Origin of the sequence: Nocardia transvalensis NBRC 15921 (assembly GCF_000308875.1) — a bacterium.
GTDB lineage: Bacteria > Actinomycetota > Actinomycetes > Mycobacteriales > Mycobacteriaceae > Nocardia > Nocardia transvalensis.
In genome coordinates this window covers 284,930-311,273 of record NZ_BAGL01000055.1, presented here as the reverse complement: position 1 = coordinate 311,273, position 26,344 = coordinate 284,930, and the positions used below count along the sequence as shown (strand labels likewise).

General features: G+C 70.3%; 26 protein-coding genes and 1 pseudogene. 15 read left to right on the top strand and 12 right to left on the bottom strand.

All coding sequences use genetic code 11. The annotated features are described in order from the left end of the window. Positions 1 to 31 precede the first annotated feature (31 nt). Positions 32 to 1,450 carry a hypothetical protein gene (locus tag ON41_RS41635; RefSeq protein ID WP_157185519.1) on the bottom strand — a complete coding sequence of 473 codons (1,419 nt, stop codon included), beginning with the start codon at positions 1,448 to 1,450 and terminating at the stop codon, positions 32 to 34. 229 nt (positions 1,451 to 1,679) lie between these two features. On the opposite strand from ON41_RS41635, the gene ON41_RS18220 reads away from it, so the two are divergent. The 8 genes from ON41_RS18220 (at position 1,680) to ON41_RS18185 (ending at position 10,951) form a co-directional block, all read left to right on the top strand. Next, positions 1,680 to 2,849: a phosphotransferase family protein gene (locus ON41_RS18220; RefSeq protein ID WP_040748802.1), complete on the top strand. Its 1,170-nt coding sequence runs from the start codon at positions 1,680 to 1,682 to the stop codon at positions 2,847 to 2,849. A 166-nt stretch (positions 2,850 to 3,015) separates the two neighbouring features. Then, the gene (locus tag ON41_RS18215) at positions 3,016 to 4,362 is read left to right on the top strand and encodes a replication-associated recombination protein A (protein ID WP_040748801.1); all 1,347 of its coding nucleotides are present in this window, start codon (positions 3,016 to 3,018) and stop codon (positions 4,360 to 4,362) included. A 53-nt stretch (positions 4,363 to 4,415) separates the two neighbouring features. Then, a complete protein-coding gene (gene alaS / locus ON41_RS18210; RefSeq protein ID WP_040748896.1) occupies positions 4,416 to 7,082 on the top strand; it encodes an alanine--tRNA ligase in 2,667 nt (888 codons plus the stop codon). Beyond that, positions 7,082 to 7,624 carry a Holliday junction resolvase RuvX gene (gene ruvX, locus ON41_RS18205; protein WP_040748800.1) on the top strand — a complete coding sequence of 181 codons (543 nt, stop codon included), beginning with the start codon at positions 7,082 to 7,084 and terminating at the stop codon, positions 7,622 to 7,624. The genes alaS and ruvX overlap by 1 nt, the downstream gene beginning before the upstream one ends. Continuing rightward, on the top strand, positions 7,617 to 9,188 hold the full coding sequence (locus ON41_RS18200) for an endolytic transglycosylase MltG (RefSeq protein WP_040748799.1): 1,572 nt from the start codon (positions 7,617 to 7,619) through the stop codon (positions 9,186 to 9,188). Before ruvX ends, ON41_RS18200 begins: the two co-directional genes overlap by 8 nt. Next, positions 9,178 to 10,008 carry a shikimate dehydrogenase gene (locus ON41_RS18195; RefSeq protein WP_040748798.1) on the top strand — a complete coding sequence of 277 codons (831 nt, stop codon included), beginning with the start codon at positions 9,178 to 9,180 and terminating at the stop codon, positions 10,006 to 10,008. The genes ON41_RS18200 and ON41_RS18195 overlap by 11 nt, the downstream gene beginning before the upstream one ends. Positions 10,009 to 10,148: 140 nt before the next feature. Continuing rightward, positions 10,149 to 10,376 carry a hypothetical protein gene (locus ON41_RS18190; protein ID WP_246829551.1) on the top strand — a complete coding sequence of 76 codons (228 nt, stop codon included), beginning with the start codon at positions 10,149 to 10,151 and terminating at the stop codon, positions 10,374 to 10,376. 101 nt (positions 10,377 to 10,477) lie between these two features. Continuing rightward, complete coding sequence (locus ON41_RS18185; protein ID WP_246461603.1) at positions 10,478 to 10,951, top strand: B-4DMT family transporter; 474 nt, start codon at positions 10,478 to 10,480, stop codon at positions 10,949 to 10,951. Positions 10,952 to 11,066: 115 nt separating this feature from the next. Here ON41_RS18185 and aroB read toward each other — a convergent pair whose 3' ends face one another. From aroB to ON41_RS18165, 4 genes and pseudogenes are all read right to left on the bottom strand, one after another. Next, complete coding sequence (aroB, locus tag ON41_RS18180) at positions 11,067 to 12,206, bottom strand: 3-dehydroquinate synthase (RefSeq protein WP_040748796.1); 1,140 nt, start codon at positions 12,204 to 12,206, stop codon at positions 11,067 to 11,069. Positions 12,207 to 13,333: 1,127 nt separating this feature from the next. Beyond that, positions 13,334 to 13,852 (bottom strand): annotated as a pseudogene (locus ON41_RS41085) (shikimate kinase); the annotation flags it as partial. After that, the gene (gene aroC / locus ON41_RS18170; RefSeq protein ID WP_083905444.1) at positions 13,849 to 15,054 is read right to left on the bottom strand and encodes a chorismate synthase; all 1,206 of its coding nucleotides are present in this window, start codon (positions 15,052 to 15,054) and stop codon (positions 13,849 to 13,851) included. The pseudogene ON41_RS41085 and the gene aroC, both read right to left, overlap by 4 nt. 439 nt (positions 15,055 to 15,493) lie before the next feature. Further along, positions 15,494 to 15,943, bottom strand: coding sequence for a prepilin peptidase (locus ON41_RS18165; RefSeq protein ID WP_040748794.1), 450 nt, complete (start codon positions 15,941 to 15,943; stop codon positions 15,494 to 15,496). A 198-nt stretch (positions 15,944 to 16,141) separates the two neighbouring features. On the opposite strand from ON41_RS18165, the gene ON41_RS18160 reads away from it, so the two are divergent. From ON41_RS18160 to ON41_RS18145, 4 genes are read left to right on the top strand one after another with little or no spacing between them, the layout of a single operon-like run. Then, entirely contained in the window at positions 16,142 to 17,263 is a 1,122-nt protein-coding gene (locus ON41_RS18160; protein ID WP_040748793.1) for an aminopeptidase P family protein, read from the top strand. A gap of 48 nt (positions 17,264 to 17,311) precedes the next feature. After that, on the top strand, positions 17,312 to 17,878 hold the full coding sequence (gene efp / locus ON41_RS18155; protein ID WP_040748792.1) for an elongation factor P: 567 nt from the start codon (positions 17,312 to 17,314) through the stop codon (positions 17,876 to 17,878). A gap of 10 nt (positions 17,879 to 17,888) precedes the next feature. Beyond that, positions 17,889 to 18,401: a transcription antitermination factor NusB gene (gene nusB / locus ON41_RS18150; protein ID WP_040748791.1), complete on the top strand. Its 513-nt coding sequence runs from the start codon at positions 17,889 to 17,891 to the stop codon at positions 18,399 to 18,401. Positions 18,402 to 18,414: 13 nt separating this feature from the next. After that, entirely contained in the window at positions 18,415 to 18,672 is a 258-nt protein-coding gene (locus ON41_RS18145; protein ID WP_218003492.1) for a YciI family protein, read from the top strand. On the opposite strand, the gene ON41_RS18140 is transcribed toward ON41_RS18145, so the two are convergent. After that, positions 18,669 to 19,808 carry a serpin family protein gene (locus ON41_RS18140; RefSeq protein ID WP_040748790.1) on the bottom strand — a complete coding sequence of 380 codons (1,140 nt, stop codon included), beginning with the start codon at positions 19,806 to 19,808 and terminating at the stop codon, positions 18,669 to 18,671. The two genes, ON41_RS18145 and ON41_RS18140, sit on opposite strands and share 4 nt — an antisense overlap. 317 nt (positions 19,809 to 20,125) lie before the next feature. On the opposite strand from ON41_RS18140, the gene ON41_RS18135 reads away from it, so the two are divergent. Together ON41_RS18135 and ON41_RS18130 are read left to right on the top strand one after the other, a co-directional pair. Beyond that, positions 20,126 to 20,683 carry a DUF4334 domain-containing protein gene (locus ON41_RS18135; protein WP_040748789.1) on the top strand — a complete coding sequence of 186 codons (558 nt, stop codon included), beginning with the start codon at positions 20,126 to 20,128 and terminating at the stop codon, positions 20,681 to 20,683. Positions 20,684 to 20,764: 81 nt separating this feature from the next. After that, on the top strand, positions 20,765 to 21,994 hold the full coding sequence (locus ON41_RS18130) for an FAD-dependent oxidoreductase (protein ID WP_040748788.1): 1,230 nt from the start codon (positions 20,765 to 20,767) through the stop codon (positions 21,992 to 21,994). A gap of 24 nt (positions 21,995 to 22,018) precedes the next feature. Here the strand turns inward: ON41_RS18130 and ON41_RS18125 are convergent, their stop codons facing one another. The 5 genes from ON41_RS18125 to ON41_RS18105 all read right to left on the bottom strand — a co-directional run bounded on the left by ON41_RS18125 (position 22,019) and on the right by ON41_RS18105 (position 25,025). After that, entirely contained in the window at positions 22,019 to 22,732 is a 714-nt protein-coding gene (locus ON41_RS18125) for an HD domain-containing protein (RefSeq protein WP_040748787.1), read from the bottom strand. Positions 22,733 to 22,814: 82 nt separating this feature from the next. Further along, positions 22,815 to 23,441: an alpha-ketoglutarate-dependent dioxygenase AlkB gene (locus ON41_RS18120; protein WP_040748786.1), complete on the bottom strand. Its 627-nt coding sequence runs from the start codon at positions 23,439 to 23,441 to the stop codon at positions 22,815 to 22,817. A 61-nt stretch (positions 23,442 to 23,502) separates the two neighbouring features. Next, positions 23,503 to 23,973: an SRPBCC family protein gene (locus ON41_RS18115; protein ID WP_040748785.1), complete on the bottom strand. Its 471-nt coding sequence runs from the start codon at positions 23,971 to 23,973 to the stop codon at positions 23,503 to 23,505. An 82-nt stretch (positions 23,974 to 24,055) separates the two neighbouring features. Next, complete coding sequence (locus ON41_RS18110; protein ID WP_040748784.1) at positions 24,056 to 24,547, bottom strand: pyridoxamine 5'-phosphate oxidase family protein; 492 nt, start codon at positions 24,545 to 24,547, stop codon at positions 24,056 to 24,058. 130 nt (positions 24,548 to 24,677) lie between these two features. Continuing rightward, entirely contained in the window at positions 24,678 to 25,025 is a 348-nt protein-coding gene (locus tag ON41_RS18105) for a hypothetical protein (RefSeq protein ID WP_040748783.1), read from the bottom strand. Between the two features lie 58 nt (positions 25,026 to 25,083). Between ON41_RS18105 and ON41_RS43445 the strand changes: the two genes are divergently transcribed. Continuing rightward, positions 25,084 to 25,212, top strand: coding sequence for a hypothetical protein (locus tag ON41_RS43445; protein WP_276325739.1), 129 nt, complete (start codon positions 25,084 to 25,086; stop codon positions 25,210 to 25,212). A 28-nt stretch (positions 25,213 to 25,240) separates the two neighbouring features. On the opposite strand, the gene ON41_RS18100 is transcribed toward ON41_RS43445, so the two are convergent. Further along, on the bottom strand, positions 25,241 to 26,179 hold the full coding sequence (locus ON41_RS18100; RefSeq protein ID WP_040748782.1) for a GlxA family transcriptional regulator: 939 nt from the start codon (positions 26,177 to 26,179) through the stop codon (positions 25,241 to 25,243). Positions 26,180 to 26,344: the final 165 nt, after the last annotated feature.

The window sequence follows — 26,344 nt, the reverse complement described above, 5'->3', positions numbered from 1 at the left end:
CCGGTGCGGCGTTCCCGCACCGGCACCGCCGTCACGGCACGATCAGCCCGCCCACCAGCACGCGATACGCGTAGGTCACCGCGATGGCGGTGATCGGGCCGACCACCAGCAGCGGGATCCCGCACAGCACGGCGGAGGCGAAGGTCATCAGCGCGACGGCCAGCGCGAGCAGCAGGACCTGGCCGAGGTTGGTGACCACCAGCCGCACGCTGGCCTTGATCGCGGCGATCGGGCCCAGGTCGCGGTCGATCACGAAGTGCAGCGAGAACATGCACAGGAAGCCGACGATCAGCGCCGGGAACACGCAGGCGATGGCGGCGATCCAGGCGGCGACGAACACCAGCAGCGCGGTGAGCAATACGTTGCCCGCGTTCACGAATCCGAAGAACGCCTGGAAATCCGGTGGCGTGCCGTCGGTTTCGTAGAGCGCGCCGCGAATCATGGCCGCCTGCAACAGCCACACCACCATCGAGGCCACCAGGAAGATCAGCACCAGCGGCGCCAGCGAATTCACGTTGCCGACATTGATCACCACGGTGACCGCGAGATAGGCGACGAATCCGACGAGGGTGATGGCGACCCACGGAATCGGGTTGGCGCGGAAGCTGTTCCAGCCGTAGCCGAGAGCGTGGGGGACGCTGAGCCCCTGCGGTGGCACGAGCCCGCCGCCCGGCGGGGCGGGCGGCATCTGGCCGTAGCCCGGTGGCGCCTCGGGGTACTGGGTCTGCGCATCGCCGTACTGCGGCGGTTGCTCGCCGTACTGCGAGGGCATCTCGGCGGTCTGCGGCCCCACGCCCGATCCGGGCGGCCCGTAGGTGGGCCCGGGTTGCTGAGCGCCGGGCGGGCCGTACTGATACCCGCCTTGACCCGGGGACACGCCGTAGCCCGGGCCCGCGCCTTGCCCTGCCGCGCCGCCTTGCCCTGGTGCACCGCCGTATCCCGCCGCGGCGCTCTCCCCGGGCGCACCGCCGTACCCGACCGCGCCGCTTTGCCCTGGTGCACCGCCGTATCCAGCCGCGCTGGTTTGCCCTGGCACACCGCCGTATCCTGCCGCGCCACTCTGTCCTGGCGCACCGCCGTACCCTGCTGTACCGCTCTGCTCTGCTGCGCCGCTGTGCCCCGGCGCTCCGGGGATGGGCGCCGCGGCGCCCGATACCGGGGGCGGCGGGGGTGGGATGGGGGCGCCCTGATGCGTCGCCGCCGGTGGCGGCTCCACCGGATCGGTGCCGTACTGTGCGGCGCCCGGGCCCTCGAACTGCGGATAGCCGGCTGGTCCGGGCAGTTCGTGACGGCCGTGTTCGGGGGCGGACTCTGCGGCGCCGGCGGGTGGCTGGGCGTGTTCGCGCCCGCCGGATTCCGCCGCGGACCGCGCACCACCGCCCTCCGCCGGAGTGTCGCCGGGCCGCGTCGGTTCGCGGCGCTCCGGCCCTGACTGCGGGCTGTCGGTCATCGCGGGGACCTTTCGAATCGCCTGGGTTGCGGTGTGGCGCAGAGCAGTTGACGATGAGACAACCGGACCCACCGGCATGTGTCAAGCAACGGGGGTCCGGGTGTTCGGGTGGTGCCTGACCACAATCCAGTAGTGGCGGCAAGCGCTTCACAATGACACGCCGAGCGACGCGCGAAAGGTTGCCGAACCGCTCGCTGAAAGTGACCTGATGCGAGTAACTTGGGATCCGATGACCGCACTATTGGCCGAACGCGCCGCCGAAGTCGTGTCCGCGGCACAACAGTTGCTCACAAAGCGAATGGGTGCTCCGGTAAAGCTGAGCGATCCGATCGAGCTCAGCGGCAGTGGCAGGACGACGGTGTTGCGCGTCCGCGTTGCGGAGAACGCCTTTTCACTACCACGGACCTTGATCGTGAAGCAGGTCCGCGGCGCCGCGCAGGATCGGCGCATCGGTGGATTGGCCCCGGGGGTGACCAGTATCGATTCCGCGTTCCTGCGGGAGGCGGTCTCCTACCAGTTCACCACCGCGCTGAGCAGCGAGCACCGCCCCGGCGCCTACCTGCTGGCCCACAGCCTGCCCGACCGGTTGCTGATCCTCAGCGACCTCGGCGAGAACACTTCCCTCACGACGGTCCTGCAGACCGGCGCCGAGCCGGGCACGCGCAATTCACTGATGGCGTTCGCGCAGGCGCTCGGCCGCATGCACGCCGCCACGGTCGGGCGCGAGCCGGATTTCGTCGCGCTGCTCCGCCGGGTCGACGGCGTGCATCGGGTGGACGGCATCGCCGAGCAGGCCGCCGCGGCCATCGGCGAGGTGCCCAAAATGCTGGCGCGCGAACTGGGCATCGAGGTGCCCGGCGAGATCGCCGAACGCATCGTGCGCGGTAACCGGCTGTTCTCGGCGGGCCGCTTCCGTGCGTTCAGCCCGTCGGATCTGTGCCCCGACAACGTGATTCTCAACGACGAGGGCGCGCGTTTCATCGACTACGAGTGGGGCGGCTTCCGCGACGCCACCCTGGACATCGCGTACGCGCTGGTGTCGTTCCCCGGCTGCCTGTGCGATGTCGAGCTGTCCCGGGAGCGGGCGCGGCAGATCGTGGAGGCGTGGCGGTCGGAGGTCGTCGGCGTGTGGCCGGCGCTGGCCGACGACGAGCTGCTGGCCGAGCGGATCCTCGAGGCGCGCCTCATCTGGGTGTGGCTGAGCACCTTCTGGTTCCTGCCCGCCGACCACGCCCGCATCGCCGCGGCCCGCGAGCACGGCCTGTCCGTCCCGCGCTCGGCCGCGCTGATCAACCGCTGGGCCGCCCTGGCCGAGGACGCCCGCTGCACCGGCGACGACACGCTGGGCGATTTCGCCGAACACGTCTCCGCCACCCTCGAGGAGTACTGGGAGGAGTAAGGGACCGGTCTCCCGTGCTCCCTGCTTCGTTGTTCCCCTGCTCTCGTTGTTCCCGCGTATGCGGGATCTGTCGGACCTGGTGGGTACGGTTGTTTCCTGTGAGTGGGCATTCCGGCGGACCGATCGCGCCGCCGCGTGTGGCGACGGGATTCGGTGAGGTGGTGGCGTGAGCGACGGTTTGTTCGAGGCGCCGACGACGGAACCCGAGGCCGGTGGGGGCACGGTCGAATTCCGCGGCGCGGGCGACCACATCCCCTTGGCCGTCCGCATGCGTCCGGCAAGCCTGGACGAGGTCGTGGGCCAGCAGCATCTGCTCGGTCCCGGATCGCCGCTGCGACGGCTGGTCGAGGGGTCCGGGGCGGCGTCGGTCCTGCTCTACGGGCCGCCCGGCACCGGGAAAACGACACTTGCCTCGCTGATCTCGCAGGCCACCGGCCGCCGGTTCGAGGCGCTGTCCGCGCTGTCGGCGGGGGTCAAGGAGGTGCGCGCGGTCATCGACCTCGCGCGGCGGCGACTGCTGTCGGGCGAGCAGACCGTGCTGTTCATCGACGAGGTGCACCGCTTCTCCAAGACCCAGCAGGACGCGCTGCTCGCGGCCGTGGAGAACCGGGTCGTGCTGCTCGTCGGCGCGACCACGGAGAACCCGTCGTTCTCGGTGGTGTCGCCGCTGCTGTCGCGCTCGCTGGTGCTGCAGTTGCAATCCTTGTCCGACACCGATATTCGCGCGGTCCTGCAACGGGCCATCGAGGATCCGCGGGGGCTGGGCGGGCACTACACCGTCACCGACGAGGCCCTCGATCACATCGTCCGCATCGCGGGCGGCGACGCCCGCCGCTCGCTGACCGCCCTGGAGGCGTCCGCGGAATCCTCGCTGGACGGCACGGTCGACGTAGACCTGGTGGAGGCCAGCGTCGACAAGGCCGCGGTGCGCTACGACCGCGCCGGAGACCAGCACTACGACGTGATCAGCGCGTTCATCAAATCCCTGCGCGGTTCCGATGTCGACGCCGCCCTGCACTACCTGGCCCGCATGATCAGCGCGGGGGAGGACCCGCGATTCATCGCCCGCCGCTTGATGATCCAGGCCAGCGAGGACGTCGGCATGGCCGACCCCACCGCCCTGCAGACCGCGGTCGCCGCCGCCCAGGTGGTGCAGCTGGTCGGCATGCCCGAGGCGCAGCTGGCGCTGACCCACGCCACCATCCACATCGCCACCGCGCCCAAATCGGGGGCGGTCGCCGCGGCCATCGGCGCCGCGCTCGGCGATATCGGCAAGGGCAAGGCCGGCACGGTCCCGCCGCACCTGCGCGACGGCCACTACGCGGGCGCGGCGAAGCTCGGCAACGCGCAGGGCTACCAGTATCCGCACGACCATCCGGACGGCGTGCTCACCCAGCAGTACCCGCCCGACGAACTGGTCGGCGCCGACTATTACACCCCTACCGACCACGGCTACGAACGCGAGGTCGGACCCCGAGTGACCAAGCTGCGCCGCATCGTTCGAGGGCGCTGAGCGGCCCCTACCGACGTAAACCCGCTGGACCGTTCCCGGTAGGCTGGATGGTTGTGCAGACCCACGAGATTCGACGGCGCTTCCTGGAGCATTTCGTCCGTGCCGGGCATACCGAGGTCCCGAGTGCCTCGCTGATCCTGCCGGACCCCAACCTGCTGTTCGTGAACGCAGGCATGGTCCAGTTCAAGCCGTATTTCCTGGGCCAGGAGGCGCCGCCGTTCGCGCGCGCGACCAGCGTGCAGAAGTGCGTGCGCACCGGTGACATCGAAGAGGTCGGCGTCACCACCCGGCACAACACGTTCTTCCAGATGGCGGGCAACTTCTCCTTCGGCGACTACTTCAAGAAGGAAGCCATCGCCTTCGCCTGGGAACTGATCACCACATCCCAGGAGGAGGGCGGCTACGGCTTCGACCCCGAACGCATCTGGGTCACCGCCTACGAATCCGACCCGGAGGCCGCCGAGCTGTGGCACCGCGTCGCCGGAATCCCCACCGAGCGCATCCAGTACCGCGACGGCAAGGACAACTACTGGGATATGGGCGTGCCCGGTCCGGGCGGTCCCTGCTCGGAGATCTACTACGACCGCGGCGCGGAGTACGGGAAGGACGGCGGGCCCGTCGTCGACGAGGACCGCTACCTCGAGATCTGGAATCTCGTCTTCATGCAGGACATCCGCGGCGAGCTGAGCCCCAAGGAGGGCCACCCGCCGATCGGCTCGCTGCCCAAGAAGAACATCGACACCGGCATGGGCGTCGAACGCGTCGCCATGCTGCTGCAGGGCGTCGACAACGTCTACGAGACCGATCTGCTGCGCCCGATCATCACCAAGGCGGAGGAGCTGACCGGGAAGAAGTACGCCGTCGAACACGCCGACGACGTGCGCTTCCGGGTCATCGCCGACCACGCCCGCAGCGCCGCCATGCTGATCTCCGACGGCGTCAACCCCGGCAACGACGGCCGCGGCTACGTGCTGCGCCGGTTGCTGCGCCGCATCGTGCGCTCGGCGCGGCTGCTGGGCGCGGAGAAGCCGGTGATGGGCGAGTTCATGAAGATCGTCAGCGAACTCATGTCGCCGAGCTATCCGGAACTGTCCACCGACTTCAAGCGCATCGAGAATGTCGCGGTCGGCGAGGAGACGGCGTTCCTCAAGACGCTGACCACCGGATCCAAGCTGTTCGACGAGACCGTCGCCGAGGTCAAGGCGGGCGGTGGCCGCAGGATCGCCGGCTCGGACGCCTTCACGCTGCACGACACCTACGGCTTCCCGATCGACCTCACCCTGGAGATGGCCGCCGAGGCCGGACTCGAGGTCGACGAGCAGGGCTTCCGCTCGCTGATGGCCGAGCAGCGCCAGCGTGCCAAGGAGGACGCGGCCGCCCGCAAGCACGCGCACGCCGACCTGTCGATCTACAAGGAACTGGTCGACCGCGGCGCCACCGAGTTCACCGGCTTCGACGAACTCACCTCGGAGGCGAGCGTGCTAGCGCTGCTCGCCAACGGCGTCCGGGTGCCGGCCGCGACCGCGGGCCAGGACGTCGAGGTGATCCTCGACCGCAGCCCGCTCTACGCCGAGTCGGGCGGCCAGATCGCCGACCGCGGCGTGATCACCGCGACCGGGCTGAAGCTGCGCGTCACCGATGTGCAGAAGATCGCCAAGAAGCTGTGGGTGCACAAGGCCACCGTCGAGCAGGGCCAGATCACCGAGGGCGACACCGTCCTCGCGCAGGTCGATCCGGCCTGGCGGCGCGGCGCCACCCAGGGCCACTCCGGCACCCACATGGTGCACGCGGCGCTGCGGCAGGTGCTCGGCCCGAACGCGGTCCAGGCCGGATCGCTGAACAAGCCCGGCTATCTGCGGTTCGACTTCAACTGGCAGGGCCAGCTGTCCGAGGCGCAGAAGTCCGATATCGAGGCCGTGTCCAACGACGCGGTCGGCGCGGACTTCCCGGTCAACACCTTCGTCACCGATCTGCCCAAGGCCCGGTCGATGGGCGCGCTGGCGCTGTTCGGCGAGAACTACGGGAGCGAGGTGCGCGTCGTCGAGATCGGCGGCCCGTTCTCGATGGAGCTGTGCGGCGGCACCCACGTCGAGCACTCCTCGCAGATCGGCCCGATCACCGTGCTGGGCGAGTCGTCGGTGGGCTCCGGCGTGCGCCGCGTCGAGGCGTTCGTCGGCCTGGACTCCTACAAGTACCTGGCCAAGGAGCGCGCGCTGCTGGCCGGTGTGGCGTCGTCGCTGAAGGTACCCAGCGAGGAGGTCCCCGCCCGCGTCGAGCAGCTGGTCGAGCGGCTGAAGGTCGCCGAGAAGGAGCTGGAGCGCACCAAGATCCAGGCTGTGCTGGCCCAGGTGGGCACCTACGTCCAGGAGGCCCAGCGGGTCGGCAAGGTCCTGCTCGTGGCCGCCGCCGCGCCCGAGGGCGTGGGCGCCGGCGACCTGCGGACCCTCGCGACCGATATCCGCGGCCGGTTCGGTAGCGAGCCCGCGGTGGTGGTGCTGCTCGGCAACGCCGGCGGCAAGGTGCCGTTCGTGGTCGCGGTGAACAAGGCCGCCCAGGAGGCGGGTTTCAAGGCCGGTGATCTGGTCGGCAGTTTCGGTCCCAGTATCGCCGGGCGCGGCGGCGGTAAGCCGGAGATGGCGCAGGGCGCCGGTTCGGATCCCTCGGGGATCGCGGCCGGGCTGGCCGCGGTGCGGGCACGGGTGGCCGAGCTGGCCGCCTGATGGACGCCGGATCCGCCGTCGAGCGGCCCAGCGCCGCGACCGATCCGGGCCGTGGCCGCCGGATCGCCCTCGATGTCGGCACCGTGCGCATCGGCGTCGCCGCCTGCGATCCCGACGGCGTCCTCGCCACCCCGGTGGAAACGGTGCAGCGCGCGGGTTCGAAACGCGGCCGCGGCCCGAGCGGCGCGGCGGGCGAACTCGCCAGGATTGCCGAAATTGTGCGGGAGTACGAGGCCGTCGAGGTGATCGTCGGCCTGCCTCGCACGTTGCGCGGGGAGAACGGCACGTCGGCGCGTATGGCGATCTCCTTCGCCAGAGATTTGCGATCACTGATTCCCGGAGTGCCGATACGACTTTCCGACGAACGTTTGACTACGGTGTCAGCTGCACGTGCATTGCGGGACAGTGGAGTTCGCGCGCGTGGCCAGCGGCAGGTGATCGATCAGGCGGCGGCCGTGTCGATCCTGCAGGGATGGTTGGACGAACGGAGTGCGGTGTTGAGGTCGGCCGGGGAGCAGTCGGCAGGGTGGTCGGATGAATGACCGCTGGGCGCGGGCCGAGGAACGTCATCGGCAGAGCGTCGAGGAGCGGAGATACCGGCGACGCCCCGACCGCGGCTCGGGCGGCGCCGACAACCGTGCCGTGCGCGGCCGCGGCGGCCGGCACGGCGGCCCCGCCGACGACTGGGACGACTACGAGGACGACACCACCGTCATCCCGCGCTACACCGACGACGAGCCGGATCCGATGCCGACCCCGCCGCAGCAGCGGGTCGGGCAGCGGGCCCGCACCTCGCGCGGCGAACCGGCCCGGGGCCAGCGCTCGCGTGCGCGCTCGGACCGTGAGCAGGCGGCCCGGAGCCGATCGGGCCGGGGGCAGTCCGGTCGCACCCAGCAGGGCCGCAGCCAGGCCGCCCGCAGCCGGCGCTCCCGCGCCGCCTCCCGCAAGGCCGCCGAGCGCAAGCGGCGGCGCCGCAATCTCTGGGTCCTGGGCAGTATCTTCGTCGTCCTGATCGTGGTCGCCGGCGGCTACGCCGGATACAAGCTCGTCGGGAAGCTCGGCGGTCCCGAGGATTACGCCGGACCGGCGGGTCCGGCGGTGGTCGTGCGGGTGAAGTCGGGCGATACCGCCGAGCAGATCGCCCAGACCATGTTCGACAAGGGCGTCACCGCCAGCACCGGCGCGTTCTACGAGGCGGCGATCCGCAATTCGAAGATCACGTCGGTGCAGCCCGGCTTCTACGCCGTGCCGAGCCACAGTAAGGGCTCCGAGGCCGTCACGGCGCTGATGAGCAAGGACTCGCGCGTCGGCAATGTGGTGATTTCCGAGGGACGATTGCTGCACGATCAGGCCGAGGTGAAAAATCATGGGAACCCCGCGCCGGGCATCTACTCACTCATCGCCAATGCCAGTTGCGTGGGTACCGGGAGCGCGCGCAAATGTGTGACCGCTGATCAGCTCGACGCCGCCGGGGCCGGCACCGATCTGGCCGCGCTCGGAGTTCCGTCCTGGGCCGAGCAGCAGGTGCGGCGGGCACCCGATCGCAGTCGGCAGATCGAGGGTCTCATCGGCGCCGGCTCCTTGGATTTCGATCCGAGCGGTACGCCGCAGGAGATCCTGCGCCAGCTGATCACCCAGAGCGCCGCCACCTACGAATCGACCGGCCTGCTGCAATCCGGTGCGGCGAACGGGCTTTCGCCCTACGAGACGCTGATCGCCGCGTCGCTGGTGGAACGCGAAGGAAAACCCCAGGACATGGACAAAGTGGCCCGGGTGATCGTGAACCGGCTGAAGGTCGGGCAGATGTTGCAGCTCGATTCGACGGTGAACTACGCGTTGAACGAGATCGAGATCGCCACTACCGACGCCGATCGCGCGAAGGTCACGCCGTGGAACACCTATGCCATGGCCGGGCTGCCCGCGAATCCGATTTCGGCGCCGTCGCTGAACGCGCTACGCGCCATGGAGAATCCGGCGCCCGGCGACTGGCTGTACTTCGTCACCGTCGACAATTCGGGGACGACGCTGTTCACCAAGAGCTATTCCGAGCATTTGCAGAACATCACCCAAGCCCAGCACAACGGGGTGCTCGACAGTGGGCGGTGAGATCCGCAAGGCCGCGGTGCTGGGAAAGCCGGTCGGCCATTCCCGTTCTCCCCAGCTGCATCTGGCCGCGTACCGGGCGCTCGGGCTGCCGTGGACGTACGAGCGCGTCGAATGCTCGGCGGCGCAGCTGCCCGCGCTGGTGGACGGACTCGGGTCCGAGTGGATCGGACTCTCGGTGACCATGCCCGGCAAGGAAGCCGCCCTGGCGTACGCGGCGGAGCGCACCGAGCGCGCGGTGCTCGTGGGATCGGCGAATACGCTGGTGCGCACGGAGACCGGCTGGCGCGCCGACTGCACCGACATCGACGGGGTGCTGGGCGCCCTGTGCGGCGGCGGGGTCGGCTCGGTCACCGAGGCCGTGGTACTGGGTGCGGGCGGCACCGCGCGTCCGGCGTTGCTCGCACTGTCCGAACTCGGTGCGACATCGGTGACCGTTGCCGCTCGGGACGCGGGAAGGGCAAGCAGCGCACTGGAACTCGCGCGGCGGCTCGGAATGACCGCTACGTACGAGGCCTTCGCGCCGGAGGCGGTGCGAACCGCGTGTTCGACTGCGGACGTTGTCGTCAGCACGGTCCCGCCCGACGCCGCGGCGACCGTCGCCGAGCAGGCCGCCCTCGCACCGCTGGTTCTCGACGCGATCTACAACCCCTGGCCGACCCCGCTGGCCGAAGCGGTGACGCGGGCGGGCCACACGGTGGTCAGTGGCCTGCAGATGCTGTTGAACCAGGCGTACGGGCAGGTCGAGTTGTTCACCGGCCGACCCGCTCCGCGTGCGGAGATGGCGGCGGCGCTGGACGAGGGACTTCGGGCCGGGAGCTGACGCCACGGCGTCCGATCCTGTTCATCGTCGGTTCCGGCCGGTATCATCCTGTTGTTCAACGCATCTCGCGGGGAACGCGTTTCAGGGACTCAGGGGGAGGGGTCGAAGTCATGTTCACTCGAGTTGGTATCGCCTTGGCGATGGCTGTCGGTACGTCCGCATTCGTGCTGGCCGGGCAACCGACGGCACATGCCGCCGGTTGCGCATCGCAGTCGCCGCGGTGGGGGTACGTCTGTCTGGAGAGCGTGTCGGACATTTCGCTGGGCTTCTGCTTGAAGGAGGCGCCGCAATGGCATCCGCAGGCGGAGTGCGCGCAGCGCAACGACGGCAGTGGCCGGTACGACATCTGGATTCCCGCCCCCCACTGACCGGTCGCGCGCGGTCGACGGATCGCCCGGTCGGCGCCCTGCCTCGGTTTCTGTAACAGGTTGCTGTTTTCGGATTCGATCGGCAGGTTAGGATGATCGACATGAATGCGTGGGTGTTGCGTGCCACTGCTCTCGGAGTGCTGACCGTGGTCCTCCGGACCGTGCTCGGCTGGGGGATGGTCTACTACCCGACGCACGGTGCGTGGATGCGGATCCTGTGCTTGATCGTGCTGATCGCCGCCGTCGTCGCGTGGGGTCTGCTCGACGGCCGCGCCGACCGCCGCAAGAATCCGGATCCCGAGCGCGGCGGCGAGGACCTCACCATGCGCTGGCTGAAGGCGGGCATCGTGGGCGGCCTGGGCAGCGGCGTGATCGCCTGGGTGCTGGATTACCTGCCCAAGTTCGAACTCGGCGACAACGGCCTCGGCTTCGAGATCACCGCCGGGGCCTCGTTCATCATCCTGCTGATCTTCGTCCCGGCCATGGTCGGCGTCGCGCTCGGCCGCTTCCTCGTGGGCCGCGAGGCGAAGAAGGCCGAGCCCGCCCCGCCGCCGAACGCCGCCTCCGCCCTGTAGGCGCTGGGCGGTTCGCCGCCGTCGTAGTCGCCCCGCTGGGCGAATCGCGATGTGGTCGTGAGGAATTCATCGGGGCGCGGCACCGTCGTCGGTGGCGCGCCCCGATTTCTTCGGCTCAGAGCAGGACGGCTCCGTCGGTGACGGGCTCGTCGCGGGCGATGGTGGCGTAGGCCGCAGCGAGGAGGCTCGGGTCGGGGCCCTCGAGGCGGCCGGGCTTGGCCAGGCCGTCGAGGACGACGAAACGCAGGACGCCCGAGCGGGTCTTCTTATCGGTCTGCATGGTCTCGAGCAGGTGGGGGAGCGCGCCGGCGTCGTAGGTGGTGGGCAGGCCGACGCTCGCCAGGATGCTGCGGTGGCGGTCGGCGGTGGCGTCGTCGAGGCGTCCGGCCAGGCGGCCCAGCTCCGCGGCGAAGACGAGGCCCACCGACACCGCCGCGCCGTGCCGCCAGCGGTAGCGTTCGCGGCGCTCGATGGCGTGGCCGAGGGTGTGGCCGTAGTTGAGGATCTCGCGCAGGCTGGCTTCTTTGAGATCGGCGGCCACCACATCGGCCTTGACCTGGATCGCGCGACGCACCAGTTCGGGCAGCACTGCACCGGCCGGATCGAGGGCGGCCTCCGGATCCCGCTCGATCAGCTCGAGGATGACCGGGTCGGCGATGAAACCGGCCTTGATGATCTCCGCCATCCCGGCCACGATCTCGTTGCGCGGCACCGTCTCCAGCGTCGCCAGGTCCACCAGCACCGCCGCCGGCTCGTGGAAGCTGCCGACCAGGTTCTTCCCGGCGTCGGTGTTGATGCCGGTCTTGCCGCCGACCGCCGCGTCCACCATCGCCAGCAGGGTGGTCGGCACATGCACGACCTTCACCCCGCGCATCCAGGTGGCGGCCACGAATCCGGCCAGGTCGGTGGCCGCGCCGCCGCCGAGGCTGATCACCACGTCGCGGCGGGTGAGGCCGATGCGGCCCAGCACCTCCCAGCAGAATCCGGCCACCGGCAGTTCCTTACCGGCCTCGGCGTCGGGAATCTCGATGCGATGCGCGTCGATCGCGTCCCCGGCGCTGCCCGGATCGGCGTCGGCCAGCGCCTGGCGCACCGCCTCGGCCGTCTCCGCCAGCGGGGGCTGGTGGAAGATCGCGACCGTACGGACGCCGGGCTGGCCGGTCACCTGCTCGACCAGTTCGCTCAGCAGTCCGCGCCCGATGATCACCGGGTACGGGTCGGCGGTGCGGACCTCGATGCGGGTGGGATCGGTCATGCTTGCTGCTCCGATTCTGCTAGTGCTCGTGGTGTGTGTTCCCCGGGATGCCCCGCCCGCGACGCAGGCTCGGCGCCCGCGCCGGGCGGACCGGCGAGACGAGACGCCGACCGTCGGCGCGATCGCCCACCGCCCTGCCCCGCCTCTACGTGGGTACCGGTTGTCGTTGGTGAAACCGGCTGTGCGGCAGAGGATTCGCCCTCAGCGGTCTTCGCGGCGATCGCGGGTTCGCGGCTCGCGTCGGTGGTGTTTGCGGGGATGGTGGGTTCGTGGCTCGCGTCGGTGGTGTTCGTGGGGATGGTGGGTTCGTGGCTCGCGTCGGTGGTGTTCGTGGGGACGGCGGATTCGTGGCTCGCCTCGGCGGTCTTCGAGGGAATGGCGGCTCCGGGTGCGCCGGAGGCGCGGGTGGCGGTGCGGCGGCGGGATCGGCGTGCCGGGTCCCGTCCGTCTCGCGCCGCCGGTGTCCCCGCGGTCGCGGCGACGGCGGCCGTGCGGGTGGAGCCGGGGCCGCTGCCCGTCGATGAGCCGTGTGGTCCGGCGCTGGCCCGGTTAGGCGTTTCGGTGGCTGATCGGCCGATCGGCTGAGCGGTCTCGGGGGTTCCGGCAGCCGGTTGGCCGACACCGGTGGTTCCGGCTTCGGGCGGCGAATGGCGTTGGGACGGTTCGTGTTCGGGGCTGGGTGCCGTCTGTGTGGTGGCAGCACCGCGGGAACGGCGGCGGCCGCCTCGGCGGGACCGCCGGGAGCGGCGCTTGGTGCCCTGTTCCGTGGCGGGCGAATCCGATTCCTGCGCTGCGGGATTCGGGTGCGCCGCGTCCTCCGAGGGCGTGTCGACGGAGTCTCGCTTGTCCGAGCTGGTCGTAGCAGCGGTGTCTCGTTTGCCGGAACTGTTCGCGGGAACGGTATCCCGCTTGTCGGAACTGTTCGCGGGAGCGGTGCCCTGCTTGCCGGAACTGTTCGCGGGAGCGGGGTCTCCCTTGCTCGGACTGTTCGCCGTGGCGGTGTCCCCGGTGCTGTTCTTGGCCGAGCGGTTCCTGCGCCGGCGGCGGGAACGGGAACGGCGGGACGTGCCCTCGCCCTCGGGGCGGGCCGGGGGATCGACTGGCGCCGTCTCGACCGGCTCCAGGCCGAGTTTGGCGAGGATGTTGCGGACCACGCGGCCGGGGCTGCGGCCGTCGGTGCGCACGCGGACGCTGGCCACCTCGCGATAGAGGGGGCGGCGCTCGCGCATCAGGCTGCGGTATTTGGCGCCGGGATCGTCACCGACCAGCAGGGGACGGTTGGAGTTGGCGCCGGTGCGCCGAAGCCCCTCGGCCACACTGATTTCCAGATACACCACGGTGCGCTCGCGCAGCAGCTCCCGGGTGGCGGCCGACAGCACCGCGCCGCCGCCCAGCGAGACGACGCCCTTGTGGGTGAGGACCGCGCGGCGCACCACCCGCTCCTCGATGCGGCGGAACTCCGGTTCGCCGTCCTCGGCGAAGATCTCCGGGATGGTCCGCCCGGCCTCCTGCTCGATGCCGGCGTCGGTGTCGTAGAGGTCGACGCCGAGTTCGCGCGCGAGCTTACGGCCGATCGTCGACTTCCCGGCGCCGGGCGGGCCGACCAGCACCACGTACGGGCGGCGCGGGTCGGTCTGCACGATCATGAACCGTCGGCGCCCGGAATGTGCGGGCGCGCACTGATCCGCTTCAGGTAGCTGGTGATGTTGCCGACGGTCTCGGGCAGCGAGTCGCCGCCGAACTTCTCCAGCGCCGCCTGGGCCACGACCAGCGCGACCATCGCCTCGGCGACCACACCGGCGGCCGGCACCGCGCACACGTCCGACCGCTGATGGATGGCGACGGCCTCGTCGCCGGTGGTCATGTCCACGGTCGACAGCGCGCGCGGCACCGTCGAGATCGGCTTCATCGCCGCGCGCACCCGCAGCGGCTCGCCGTTGGTCATACCGCCCTCGAGGCCGCCCGCGCGGTTGGTGGACCGGAGAATTCCGTCCGGACCGGGCCGCATCTCGTCGTGGGCCTGGCTGCCGCGGCGGCGCGCGGTCTCGAATCCGTCGCCGACCTCGACGCCCTTGATGGCCTGGATGCCCATCAGCGCGCCCGCCAGCCGCGAATCCAGCCGGTTGTCGCCGCTGGTGAACGAGCCCAGCCCGACGGGCAGGCCGTCCACGACGACCTCCACGACGCCGCCGAGGGTGTCGCCGTCCTTCTTGGCGGCCTCGATCTCGGCGATCATCGCCGCCTCCGCCTCCTTGTCGAAGGCGCGCACCGGACTCTCGTCGACGGCGGCCAGGTCGGCGGCGGTCGGCACGAGACCGGCCGTTGCCCGAGCGGTCCCGATCGACACCACGTGCGAGACGACCTCGACACCGAACGCCTGGCGCAGGAACTGGCGCGCGACGGTCCCGGCGGCGACGCGGGCCGCGGTCTCCCGGGCGCTGGCCCGCTCCAGCACGTTGCGGGCGTCGTCGAAGCCGTACTTGAGCATGCCGGAGTAGTCGGCGTGGCCCGGGCGCGGCCGGGTCAGCGGGGCGTTGCGCGCCAGCTCCGCCAGTTCGGCCTCGTCGACCGGGTCGGCCGCCATGACCTGAGTCCACTTGGGCCACTCCGAGTTCGCGATCTCGATTGCGACGGGACCGCCCATGGTGTGCCCGTGCCGCACACCACCGACCACGGTGACCTTGTCGGCCTCGAACTTCATCCGCGCCCCGCGCCCGTAGCCGAGCCGGCGGCGGGCCAGCTGCGCGGCGATATCGGCAGACGTCACCTCGACCCCGGACACCATCCCCTCGAGGATGGTGACAAGGGCGGGACCATGGGACTCACCAGCAGTAATCCAGCGCAACACGCCGTCCATCTTTCCACGTCAGCACCGTCAGCCGGACATCCGGTCCGCCGCGTTCGCCGATCCACCCGCCCGAACACCGTGGACGACGCATTCCCGCCCCCTCGAGCCCCACGCCCCGACCCCTCCACCACGGTCGCGGCGTCCGTCGCCTCCACCGTCCCGCCGCCTATCTCTGCATCTCGATGCCTGCCGCCGTCACCCCACTTCTCGGTGCCTTCCGCTGTGACCCCGGTTCTCGGTGCCTTCCGCTGTGACCCCGGTTCTCGGTGCCTTCCGCTGTGACCCCGGTTCTCGGTGCCTTCCGCTGTGACCCCGGTTCTCGGTGCCTCCTGCCGTGATCCCAGTTCTCGGTGCCTTCCGCTGTGACCCCGGGTCTCCGTGCCCTCGGCTGTTATCCCGGCACGTTTTTGGCCGGGATCCCCGTCGAGGCGTGCTCGATTCAGCCGGTGAGCAGCAGGGCGGCGAGGGTGGCGAGGCACATGGACGGGCCGTGGGGCACGGTGCCGTCCGCGGGACCCGCGCGAATACGACGGGTGCGCAGGATCTTCGCGGTGAGGCCGGCGGCCGCGGTGAGCAGCGGCGCTGCCAGCCCGGCCCAGAACCATGCGGCGCCGCCGCCGCACGCCGCGGCCGCGCCGAGGCCGACGGCCAGTTTCACATCGCCCGCACCGAACGCGGCGGGGGCCGTCAGGTGCACGAGTAGATACGGCACCGCCAGCAGCGCCGCGCCCACGACCGCCGCGAGCAGCCGCCCGGTGGCCGCCGCGTAGCCGAGGATCGCCACCGCGCCGGTGACGGTGAGCGGATCGGGCAGCCGTCGCATGCGGAGATCGATCGCGCTCAGCACGGCGGACCACGCTGTCAGAATCCCGAACGCACCGGCTGTCATGCCGCCTATCGTCCCGCTCGCGAGCGTCCCGCGGAACAGGCGATCGCGAAATGTGGACAACTTCAACGCATGTGAACAACCGACGGCTCGGAACATGGGCCCGAAGCGGGTTCCCGCAGCGTGCGGGCCGGTCGCGCACCGCATCCGATCCACGGGTGGCGGGATATGCCGCGGCCCGGTAGCGGGTAGCGTAGATCCATGCCTGCTGATCACGAGGTGCGCCGCCCCGACCACGCGGCCCGGCGGACCGCGCTGCGGAACCTGTTGGTGGAGAACAGGGTCGACGCCCTGCTGGTGACCGATCTGGTGAACATCAGGTACCTGACGGGATTCACCGGATCCAATGCCGCACTGCTCGTGTACTCCTGGGACGGCTCCGAGGACCGCACGGTCATCTGCACCGACGGCCGGTACGCCACCCAGGTCGGTGAGCAGGTGCCCGACCTGCGCGCCGAGATCGCGCGGGCGAGCGCGCGGCGCATCCTCGAGCTGGCGGGCGAGTGGCAGACGGGCCGCGTCGGGTTCGAGAGCCACGTCGTCACCGTCGATCAGCACCGCGGATTCGTCGAGCAGGGCTGCGGTCTCCAGCTGGTGCCCGCGCCCGGCCTGGTCGAACAGCTGCGCACGGTGAAGGACGACTACGAGGTCGAGCAGCTGCGCGCCGCCTGCGCGGCCGCCGACTCCGCGCTGGCGAGCCTGCTCGAGCGCGGCGCGCTGCGCCCGGGCCGCACCGAACGCCAGGTCGCGCGCGAGCTGGAATGGCTGATGTTCGAGCACGGCGCCGCGGCGGTCGCCTTCGAGACGATCGTCGCCGCGGGCGCGAATTCGGCCGTGCCGCATCACCGGCCGACCGACGCGGTGCTCGCGGCGGGCGATTTCGTGAAGTTCGACTTCGGCGCCGTCGTCAACGGCTACCACTCGGATATGACCCGCACGCTGGTGCTCGGCGAGCCCGCCGGCTGGCAGCGCGAGGTGTACGAGCTGGTGCGGGCCTCGCAGCGCGCCGGGCGTGAGGCGCTGAAGCCGGGCGCGGGCTGCGCGGAGGTCGACGCGGCCGCCCGCTCGGTGATCGAGGACGCCGGTCACGGGGAGCTGTTCGTGCACGGGCTCGGGCACGGCGTGGGCCTGCAGATCCACGAAGCACCCGGAATCGCCAAAACCGGCACGGGTACACTGCTCGGTGGCATGGCGGTGACCGTCGAGCCAGGTGTGTACTTCCCCGGCCGCGGCGGTGTCCGGATCGAGGATACGCTCGTGGTTCGCGAGGGGGGTCCCGAACTGCTCACCCTGACCACCAAAGAGCTGACCGTGGTCGACTGATCGCGGTCGGCCGAACGCGTTCGAAACGAAATAGGAGACCCGAGGACAGTGGCGGACACCAGCGACTTCAAGAACGGCCTCGTGCTGAAAATCGACGGTAACCTGCAGCAGATCGTCGAGTTCCAGCATGTCAAGCCGGGTAAGGGGCCGGCGTTCGTGCGGACGAAGCTGAAGAACGTCGTCTCGGGCAAGGTCGTCGACAAGACCTGGAACGCCGGTGTCAAGGTCGAGGTCGCCACCGTCGACCGCCGCGATATGACCTACCTGTACCACGACGGGTCGGACTACATCTTCATGGACGGCGACACCTTCGACCAGATCCAGATCGGCGAGCAGATCCTCGGCAACAGCGCCAAGTTCCTGCTGGAGAACATGGCCGTGCAGGTCGCCATGCACGACGGCGAGGTGCTGTACGTGGAGCTTCCGGTCACGGTCGAACTCGCGGTCACGCACACCGAGCCGGGTCTGCAGGGCGACCGCTCCAGCGCGGGCACCAAGCCGGCCACGATGGAGACCGGCGCCGAGATCCAGGTGCCGCTGTTCATCAACACCGGCGACAAGCTGAAGATCGATACCCGCGACGGCGGCGGGTATCTCGGCCGCGTGAACGCCTAATCTGGTGACTGTGGCCGATCAGCCCGGGGACAAGAAGTCCTCGTACAAAAAACTGGGCGCCCGCCACAAGGCGCGCCGCCGCGCGGTGGACCTACTGTTCGAGGCCGAGGCCCGCGATATCGACCCTGCCGAGCTGCTCGCCGAGCGCGAGCAGCTGGCGGGCGGCGACCAGTCCGTGGCGCCGGTGAACCCGTACACCCGCATCCTGGTCGAGGGCGTCGCCGACGATCTCGACCGGGTGGACGGCTCGATCGAGTCCTACCTGCAGGACTGGACGCTGGCCCGGCTGCCCGCCGTCGACCGCGCCATCCTGCGGGTCGCCGTGTGGGAGCTGTTCCACGCCGGCGACGTCCCGCCGGTGGTGGCCGTCGACGAGGCCGTGGAGCTGGCCAAGGAGCTGTCCACCGACGACTCCCCGAGCTTCGTCAACGGCGTCCTGGGTCAGGTCGTCCAGGTCGCCCCGCAGGTCCGCGCCGCCGCCGCGGCCACCCGCGCCACCCCGCCCAGCGACGGCGAGGCATAGGAGGCGAGGCGTAGTGCGCAAGTATCTCGTCATGGCCATGCGCACCCCGCGCTTCGACGATTCGGTCGTCCAGCCCCATCGTGATTGGCTGGCGGCCGTTCGTTCGCGCGGACAGCTGGAATGCAGTGGCGGCTTCACCGACGGCAGCGGTGGCGCCTATCTCGTTCTCGCCGAAAACCTGGACGCCGCAAGGGAATTGATCGAGACCGATCCGATCCACACGACCGGCGCCTCCGAACTCACCGTGTACGAGTGGGAGATCACCGGCTAGCCCGGCGGATCGGCGACCCATCCGGCGACGATCACCAAGCCCGTCGGCCGATGCACGGCGAGGAAGCCGAAGGGCCTGTCGAAGGTCGCCGAGATTTCCGTGACCCGGCGCGGGCGGGGAACGCCGGCGGCGCGGGCCATGGCGACGGCCGTGACGGCGGCGGCCTCGAAACCCTCGCGGGTGAAGCGGGCCAGCGCGTCCTGCGCGGCGTCGGCGACGTAGAGCGGGGTTTGGGAGATGGCCGGAAAACGACCCGCGCCATCATCGGACGCGGTGCGCAGGCCGAACAGATCCGCGTGCCGAAGCAGATCGTGGCTGGAGCGAATCACGAACGGCGGCACCTGAATTCGCACCGTGTCCGCCAACGCGCGGGTCTCCCGCACGACCAGGCCCGGCCCTTCGGTGCCGATCGGCAGGGCGGTCCGCGCGTCGATCGAACCGTCCAGCGCGTCGAGGCCCGCGCCGAGAATGTCGCCCGGCGCGCCGTCGCCCAGCAGGAGATGTACATCGAGGTCGTGGCGCCCGCGCACCGTCACGCGGGTGACCGGTTCGGCGGCATCGAGGAGGGCGGCATCGCCGAGGTCGCTCGAGAACCGGGACAGCCCGGGCCCGCGATGCCCGCGCCACGGGCCGGCCCCGGGCTCGAGCACATCGTCGTCGAACGGCTGCAGCCAAGGGGTTCGGGCGACGATCGCGGTGGCGAGGACGAGCAGCGTATCGGCGGTGACCGTCAGCGGGAACCGGTCGATCAGGCCGCCCGTGCGCCGGTCCGCCCAGGCGTCGAGCGCGGGCTGCCCGGTCAGTTTCTCCACGACGCCCTCCGGCAGCGACCGCGCCCACTCCGCGCGCAGCTCCACATCCTCGCGCACCCACACGCCGAGGGCGCCGGAGACGGTCTCGGCCTCGTCCAGTTCCGCCAGTAGCCGCAGGGCGGCCTCGTGCGCGTCGTCAGCCGAAAGCCCCACCGCCGCAGCGAGTTCCGTGCGAGCGGGTGCGTTCGCCGCCGTCGCCAGCAGCCCCAGCAGCGGCCACACGCCACATCCGGACAGCACGAAATCGCCGGTCCCCGCCACGGCACACCACCGGCGCGTCAGCGTGTTGGCGGCGGCCACGTGGGGGAGCAGGCTGGTCCGCATGACGCCAGCCTAGACGGCGCAGTCGGCGTAGCCGTCCTCAGTCCGCGCACGGCCGGAGCGAATGCGGAGATACGCCTGGCCACGACGGGCCGTGCGGGATGGTTGTGCGCCCCCGCCGTGGGTGTACGTGGGCCGGCGGGGGCGCGCCCCGGACCGGGCGGTCCGGGAGTTCGGGGGAGCGGTGGGCTCGTGCCGACCATGCTGCTGCCTCAACCGCACTCGAGGTCCAGGGTGCTGGTCGTGGTCTCCGTCACGCCGGCCTAGTGCGATATCGTGAGAGCGTTAGTGTCTGGTGTTCTCACCATGAGGAGGACGGGATGGCGGGTGTCGACACCCCCACGGCGCGGTTGCGCGAGCTGAGCGAGGGCGGCTGCACGCCGGAGCAGGCCTGGGAGCTGTTCGACAGCCTCCCGCCGGTACGCGTGGACGAGATCACCACCGGCCGCTGGCGCGGCGCCGAACTCGACACCGGACATCCGTGGGCCGGGGTACTGGTCGAATCCGGCTGGTACGGAAAGCAGTTCGACGCACCCGACGCGGTGCAGCCGCTGCTGTTCGCGGGCCCGGACGGCGCGGTGTTCCCGGTCGATCCGCGCCGGGCGCCGCTGAGCCTGGCGGGCCGGGTCCCCCTGCGGGGCGTGCGGGCGCTGCGCAAAGTACTGCCCGCGCTGAAGCCGATCCTGCGCACGCCGACGCCCCGTGCGCGGCTGCGCGACCTGGAGTTCCGCGGCAAACTCGGCGCCGCGATGATCTACGACCACCTGGCGATCATCGACGTCTTCCGGCTGGTCGACGACGAGACGCTGCTCGGCGTGATGGATATGCGCGGCATGACGGATCCCTACTTCTTCATCCTGCGCCGCGACCGCGCCTGAGAAATCCGGCCGATCCGGTCGGGGCATCGGCCTACCATCGTGGTGTCCGGTGAATTCCGATGCGGTTCGGGAGGATGCCCGATGGACCGAACAACCTGTCTCGTCGCCGGCGGCGGTCCGGCGGGAATCGTGCTGGGGCTGTTGCTGGCTCGCGCGGGCGTCGAGGTCACGGTGCTGGAGAAGCACGGCGACTTCCTGCGTGACTTCCGCGGCGACACCGTGCATCCGACGACCCTCGACCTGCTCGACGAACTGGGCCTGGGTGAGGAGTTCGCGAAACTGCCGCAGCGCCGGGTGACGACCGTCCAGGTGCCGATCGGCGGTCGCATGCAGACGCTGGCCTCGTTCACCGACCTTCCCGGACGCCACAAGTACATCGCGATGGTGCCGCAGTGGGATCTGCTGGATCTGCTGGCGCGGGCGGCCGACCGGGAACCGGAGTTCCGGCTCCGCGTGAACACGGAGGCCACCGACATCATCCGCGAGGGCGGCCGCGTCGCGGGCGTCCGCTACCGGACGAACGACGGTGCGGCGGGCGAGATCCGGGCCGATCTGACGGTCGCCTGCGACGGCCGCACCTCGGTCCTGCGCGAGGCGGCCGGGCTGGGCTCGCGGCGCTGGCCCACACCGTTCGACGTGTGGTGGTTCCGGATTCCGCGCCACGACACCGATCCGGCCGGCGTGGTCCCGGTGCTGACCGCCGGGCGGGTGGCGATCATGCTCGACCGCGGCGACTACTGGCAGTGCGCCACCCTCATCGCCAAGGGCAGCGACGCGGGACTGCGGGACGGACCGGTCGGCGAGATCATGGGCGATATGGCCGCAGCGGTGCCGTGGCTGTCGGATCGGGTTGCGGCCGTGCGGGATTGGAGCGAGGTGAAGCTGCTCGACGTGAAACTCGACCGGCTGGACCGCTGGTACACCGACGGCCTGCTGTGCCTCGGCGACGCCGCGCACGCGATGTCGCCGGTGGGCGGCGTCGGCATCAACCTCGCGGTGCAGGATGCCGTGGCCGCCGCGAGAATCCTTGCGCCGAAACTGGTGTCGCACGAGGTGACGGTGGCGGATCTGGCCCGGGTACAGCGCCGCCGGATCGTTCCCACGGTGGTCACCCAGGATATGCAGCGGCTCCTGCACGCCCGCGCCATCGGGCCCGCGGTCTCGGGTGCGGTCGATATCTCCAATGCCGATCGGACGCCGCTGCCCCTGCGGATACTTCGCCGGATCCCGATCGTCCGCAGCGTCCCGCCCTATCTGGTCGGGCGCGGTGTACTCCCCGAACACGCCCCCGAATTCGCCCGCCGCCCCTAGCCGTCCGGGCCGCGGCGGTGCGGGTCAGGCGCGGTCGAGAATCGCGTCGAACCGCTCGTCGGCGCGATCGAGCTGGTCGAGGATGTGCTGCTTGACGTGGTCGGCCAGCGGCGTATCGGCGCGCAGCACCAGCTCGCGGTAGACATCGGTGAGCGGGCGGTACTTGGTGGCGAGCTTGTTCATCACCGGGCCGGTCGCGTACAGGATGCCCACGCCGTTGTCGGTGAAGTCGGAGATCTTCACCACGCGTGCCCACGGATCGCGGTCCAGGCTGGCGGTGATGTGCTCCCGGTATTGCGCGTGCCGGTCCACGGCCGGGTCGTACGGCGGGTTGGTGACCGCGGCGACCAGGCCGGAGACGCGCTCGCCGAATCGGTTCGCGAGTTCGGCGAGCGCGCCTTCGGTCACCGAACCCGTTCGCTCACCGGCGAGTTCGGGGCCGTGGTCCTCGACCGTATCGTGCAGCAGGCCCGCCAGCACCACGTCGGTATCGCGTACCTCGTAGTGGCTGACGATCCGGATGGCCACGCGCAGCAGATGATTGACGTACGGCTCGCGGCCGTACCGGTCGTCGCGGTGCAGTCCGGACGCCAGATCCAGCGCCGGCGCGACTCGTTCGGGCTGTGGCAGTTTGTCCGCCTCGAGCTCCAGGCGACGCCGCAGCCCGCTCTCGCCGTGAACGTCGGAGATCGTATGCAGTGGCATCACCGAGAGGATCCCCGCCCCAACTGTGCTCATGCAGCCAATCTAGCCGCACGGCACGACGCTCCCCCTTATCGATCCCTTGCGTTTCGGGGGCCGGGGGTTGAATTCCGCGTGGCTAGCGTACGCCGCGCGGCCGGAATTGGATGCTGATTCGCGGCCCGGCCGGACGCCGCGTCTTGGGTACCGCGTGTTCCCACGTGCGCTGGCAGGAGCCGCCCATGACGATCAGGTCGCCGTGGCCCAGCGGGTAGCGGACGCTCGCGCCGCCGCCGCGCGGGCGCAGCAGCAGCGCTCGGGCCGCCCCCACCGAGACGATCGCGACCATGGTGTCGTGGGTAGCGCCGCGGCCCGAGGTGTCGCCGTGCCAGGCGACGCTGTCGTCGCCGTCGCGGTAGTAGCAGAGGCCGGCGGTGCGGAACGGCTCGCCGAGTTCGGCGCGGTAGTGGGCGCTCAGCGCGTCGCGCGCGTCGTCGAGCGCCGGGTCGGGAAGCGTCTCGCCCTCGCCGTAGAACCGCAGCAGCCGGGGAACGTCCACCACGCGGTCGTACATCTGCCGGCGGTCCGCCTGCCACGGCACCCGCGCGGCCAGCGTCTCGAACAGCAGATCGGCCCCCGACAGCCACCCGGGCAGCAGATCCACCCAGGCGCCGTCGCCCAGCACCGTCCGCCGGACCTCGTCGAGAGCCCCGAACTCGATCTCCCCGAACCCGTCGAGCAGCGATCCCTGCAGCGGTGTGGACATGCGTTCGAATCTACGTGCTATCGAACATATGTTCAAGCACTGCCGACCGTGACTCGCTGAGCTAGACGACCTTGCCGAGGTTGTCGAGTTCGTTGCCGCGGCCGGCGACGATGCGCTGGGTCCACTCGTCGTCGTGCATCGGTTCGATGGTCATGACGACTCGGACGGCGCCGTCGCCGTCGGGGCTGATGTCCACCGTGGTGCGGTGCTGATAGGGCTCCTCGCCGGGGACGAAATCGACCAGCGAGTCGTAGGCCAGGTGTGCGGTGGGGTAGACGGCGGTGAAGGTCTTGCGGGACTGCGTGGCCAGGGGGAGTCCCGCCGAGTTCATGAACTCGACCTGTTCGGGGCCGGTCGCGGTCATGGTGTAGACGAGTTCGCCGTCCGGGCGGAGGTCGAGTTCGTCGACATGGACGGTGAATCCGTCCGGCGCCCACCAGGATTCGATCCCCTTCTCCGTCGTCCACAGCTCCCAGATCCGCTCGGCCGTGGTCGGGTACGTCCGTTCGAGGGTGATCTGCTGGTCGGTCATCGTGCGGCTCCGTCTCGTCGGTATTCGGAACTGCAATTTTCCGAGCATAGGTATATGTGGCACATCGGTATTTCAGGGCAGTTCACGCGCGCTCGGCCCGCTGCCGGACCAACTCCTCGACCGCGGAGGGCAGCGTGGTGTCGAAGTCGATGAGCTTGGCCCAGGTCGGGGTGATGACGATCCGGACCATGCCGTCGTAGAGCGAGCGGACCTCGGCCTCCCACTCGACGCGCTGCTCGGGCGTCATCTCGTAGCTGCCGTTCATCTCCAGGTACTCCTCCGGGATGCCGTCGACCACGTCCAGCTCCGCCCGGCCGCGGACGAGCAGGATCTTCGGCGGATGGACCTCGGTGTCGATCGTCAGCGCGACCTCGGGCCGGCGGCGCAGGGAGGGGAGTTTCGGTGCGTTCTTCGTGGTACAGACGACGATCTGCGAGCCGTTCCAGGTGAAGGCGATGGGGATGTTGCGGGGTGTGCCGTCCGTGGCGACGTAGGCCATGCGCAGCACGTCGCGGGCCAGGAGTTCCTGGCTGGTCGGGAGGTTCAGGATCGCGGTGATCTGGTTCTGGTCCATGGTGGTCGCTCCGTCTTCGGTGGCGAGGCCCCTTCGGCCCCTCGTACCCCTGGGACGGAGCCGCCCGAACGTTCTCGACATCCGCGGCGAAAGAATTTTTATTTCGGGACATTCTGCGCGTCGTGTACGATCAGCGGTCCTGCCAGGTGATGAAGTCGAATTCCACGTACCGCTCGGCCGCGGAGGGGATGTGCGTCAAGGTGAGCGCGGACAGATTGCTCTGATCGGTACGGACGCAGACGATGTCGCCGATGTGCCGCGAGGGCAGGTTCGGGAAAGTCTTGGCCCAGGAGCCCGACGGCACCGCGCGGCAGCGGCTGTAGGCATTGGGGGCGTCCGCCTGCTCGGCGGGCGGGGCGAAACGCGCCGCGCCGTCGCTCATCGCGTTGAGGAGATCGGCGGAATTCGACGGGCTCACATCGGCGCCCGGCTGGTTCTGATCCTCGACCTGGCCGGTATCCAGATCTATCCCTTGCACATTCGCGAGTCTCTGATGGCCTTTCGTCAGGGCGGCCGGGACAACGACCGCCGATGTCGTGGTGACGCCGGGGGAGGTCGGGGGCGCGGAGGTGTGCGACGAGGAACCCGACGAGCACTGGACCACGGTGACGGTCACGCCCACGATGGCGACGATCAGCGCCAGGATGGCGACGAACGTGTTCTAACTCACCGCAGCCCGGCGGGCCGGGGAACTCAGCTGAAGCTGCGGCGGTAGGCGAGTGGGGTGACGCCGGTCGTGCGTTTGAAGCGATCGCGGAAGGCGGTGGGGGAGCCGAATCCGACCTGGGCGCCGATGCGTTCGACCGTGTGCGGCGTGGTTTCGAGGAGGTGCTGGGCCTGGCGGATGCGGGCGCGGTGCAGCCATTGCAGCGGTGTGGCGCCGGTCTGCTCGCGGAAGCGGCGGATCACCGTGCGGGTGCTCAGCCCGGCGCGGGCGGCGATGTCGTCGAGGGTCAGCGGGCGGGCGAGGTTGCCCCGCATCCAGTCCAGCAGCGGTTCCATCGCCGCGCCCGCCGGTGCGGGGGTGTGGTCGTGGACGATGAATTGTGCTTGCCCGCCTTCGCGTTCCAGCGGCATCACCGACAGCCGGGCGGCGTCCGCGGCGACGACGGACCCGTAGTCGCGCCGGACGATGTGCAGGCACAGATCCAATCCGGCCGCCGCGCCCGCGGAGGTGAGGATCCGGCCGTTGTCGATGTACAGCACGCCGGGATCGACGTCGATCTCCGGATAGGTGGCCGCGAGTTGCTCGGTGCCGAGCCAGTGCGTGGTGGCGCGCAGCCCGTCCAGCAGCCCGCTCGCCGCCAGCACGAAGGTGCCGGAGCAGATGGAGGCGATGCGGGTCCCCGCGTCCGCGGCGGCCCGCAGCGCCGCCGAGACCTCAGGCGCCACCGGCACGGTCGGGTCGGAGGTGCCGGGCACGACGATGGTGTCCGCGCCCGCGAGCCCGTCCAAGCCCCAGGGAGCGCGCAGAACGAATGTCCCCGTGTCGATCTCGGGTTCGGGGGCGCAGACGCGGATCTGGTAGCCCGGTCGTCTGTCGGGCAGCCGGGTGCGGGAGAAGACCTCGATCGGGACGGACAGGTCGAACGGGACCACCGCGTCCAGCGCGAGGACGGCGACCGTGTGCATGGCAGGAATATAGCCGTCCAGGGCAGAGGAATACCAGGTTCCATGGGAAGAAGGAGCCGTATTTCACCAGTTCACACCATGATTCGCAGGGCTGGCGATAATCCGTTGAAGTATGTCGATAACGCCACTGGCCCGCGCCCCGAGGCGTGGATAGCGTCGAGCCGT

Coding starts and splice junctions, on each gene's coding strand:
- ON41_RS41635 (WP_157185519.1), bottom strand. CDS start 1,450: ATGACCGACAGCCCGCAGTCAGGGCCGGAGCGCCGCGAACCGACGCGG.
- ON41_RS18220 (WP_040748802.1), top strand. CDS start 1,680: ATGACCGCACTATTGGCCGAACGCGCCGCCGAAGTCGTGTCCGCGGCA.
- ruvX (WP_040748800.1), top strand. CDS start 7,082: ATGGACGCCGGATCCGCCGTCGAGCGGCCCAGCGCCGCGACCGATCCG.
- ON41_RS18200 (WP_040748799.1), top strand. CDS start 7,617: ATGAATGACCGCTGGGCGCGGGCCGAGGAACGTCATCGGCAGAGCGTC.
- ON41_RS18190 (WP_246829551.1), top strand. CDS start 10,149: ATGGCTGTCGGTACGTCCGCATTCGTGCTGGCCGGGCAACCGACGGCA.
- ON41_RS18185 (WP_246461603.1), top strand. CDS start 10,478: ATGAATGCGTGGGTGTTGCGTGCCACTGCTCTCGGAGTGCTGACCGTG.
- aroB (WP_040748796.1), bottom strand. CDS start 12,206: ATGACCGATCCCACCCGCATCGAGGTCCGCACCGCCGACCCGTACCCG.
- ON41_RS18165 (WP_040748794.1), bottom strand. CDS start 15,943: ATGACAGCCGGTGCGTTCGGGATTCTGACAGCGTGGTCCGCCGTGCTG.
- ON41_RS18160 (WP_040748793.1), top strand. CDS start 16,142: ATGCCTGCTGATCACGAGGTGCGCCGCCCCGACCACGCGGCCCGGCGG.
- ON41_RS18140 (WP_040748790.1), bottom strand. CDS start 19,808: ATGCGGACCAGCCTGCTCCCCCACGTGGCCGCCGCCAACACGCTGACG.
- ON41_RS18135 (WP_040748789.1), top strand. CDS start 20,126: ATGGCGGGTGTCGACACCCCCACGGCGCGGTTGCGCGAGCTGAGCGAG.
- ON41_RS18130 (WP_040748788.1), top strand. CDS start 20,765: ATGGACCGAACAACCTGTCTCGTCGCCGGCGGCGGTCCGGCGGGAATC.
- ON41_RS18125 (WP_040748787.1), bottom strand. CDS start 22,732: ATGAGCACAGTTGGGGCGGGGATCCTCTCGGTGATGCCACTGCATACG.
- ON41_RS18120 (WP_040748786.1), bottom strand. CDS start 23,441: ATGTCCACACCGCTGCAGGGATCGCTGCTCGACGGGTTCGGGGAGATC.
- ON41_RS18115 (WP_040748785.1), bottom strand. CDS start 23,973: ATGACCGACCAGCAGATCACCCTCGAACGGACGTACCCGACCACGGCC.
- ON41_RS18110 (WP_040748784.1), bottom strand. CDS start 24,547: ATGGACCAGAACCAGATCACCGCGATCCTGAACCTCCCGACCAGCCAG.
- ON41_RS18100 (WP_040748782.1), bottom strand. CDS start 26,179: ATGCACACGGTCGCCGTCCTCGCGCTGGACGCGGTGGTCCCGTTCGAC.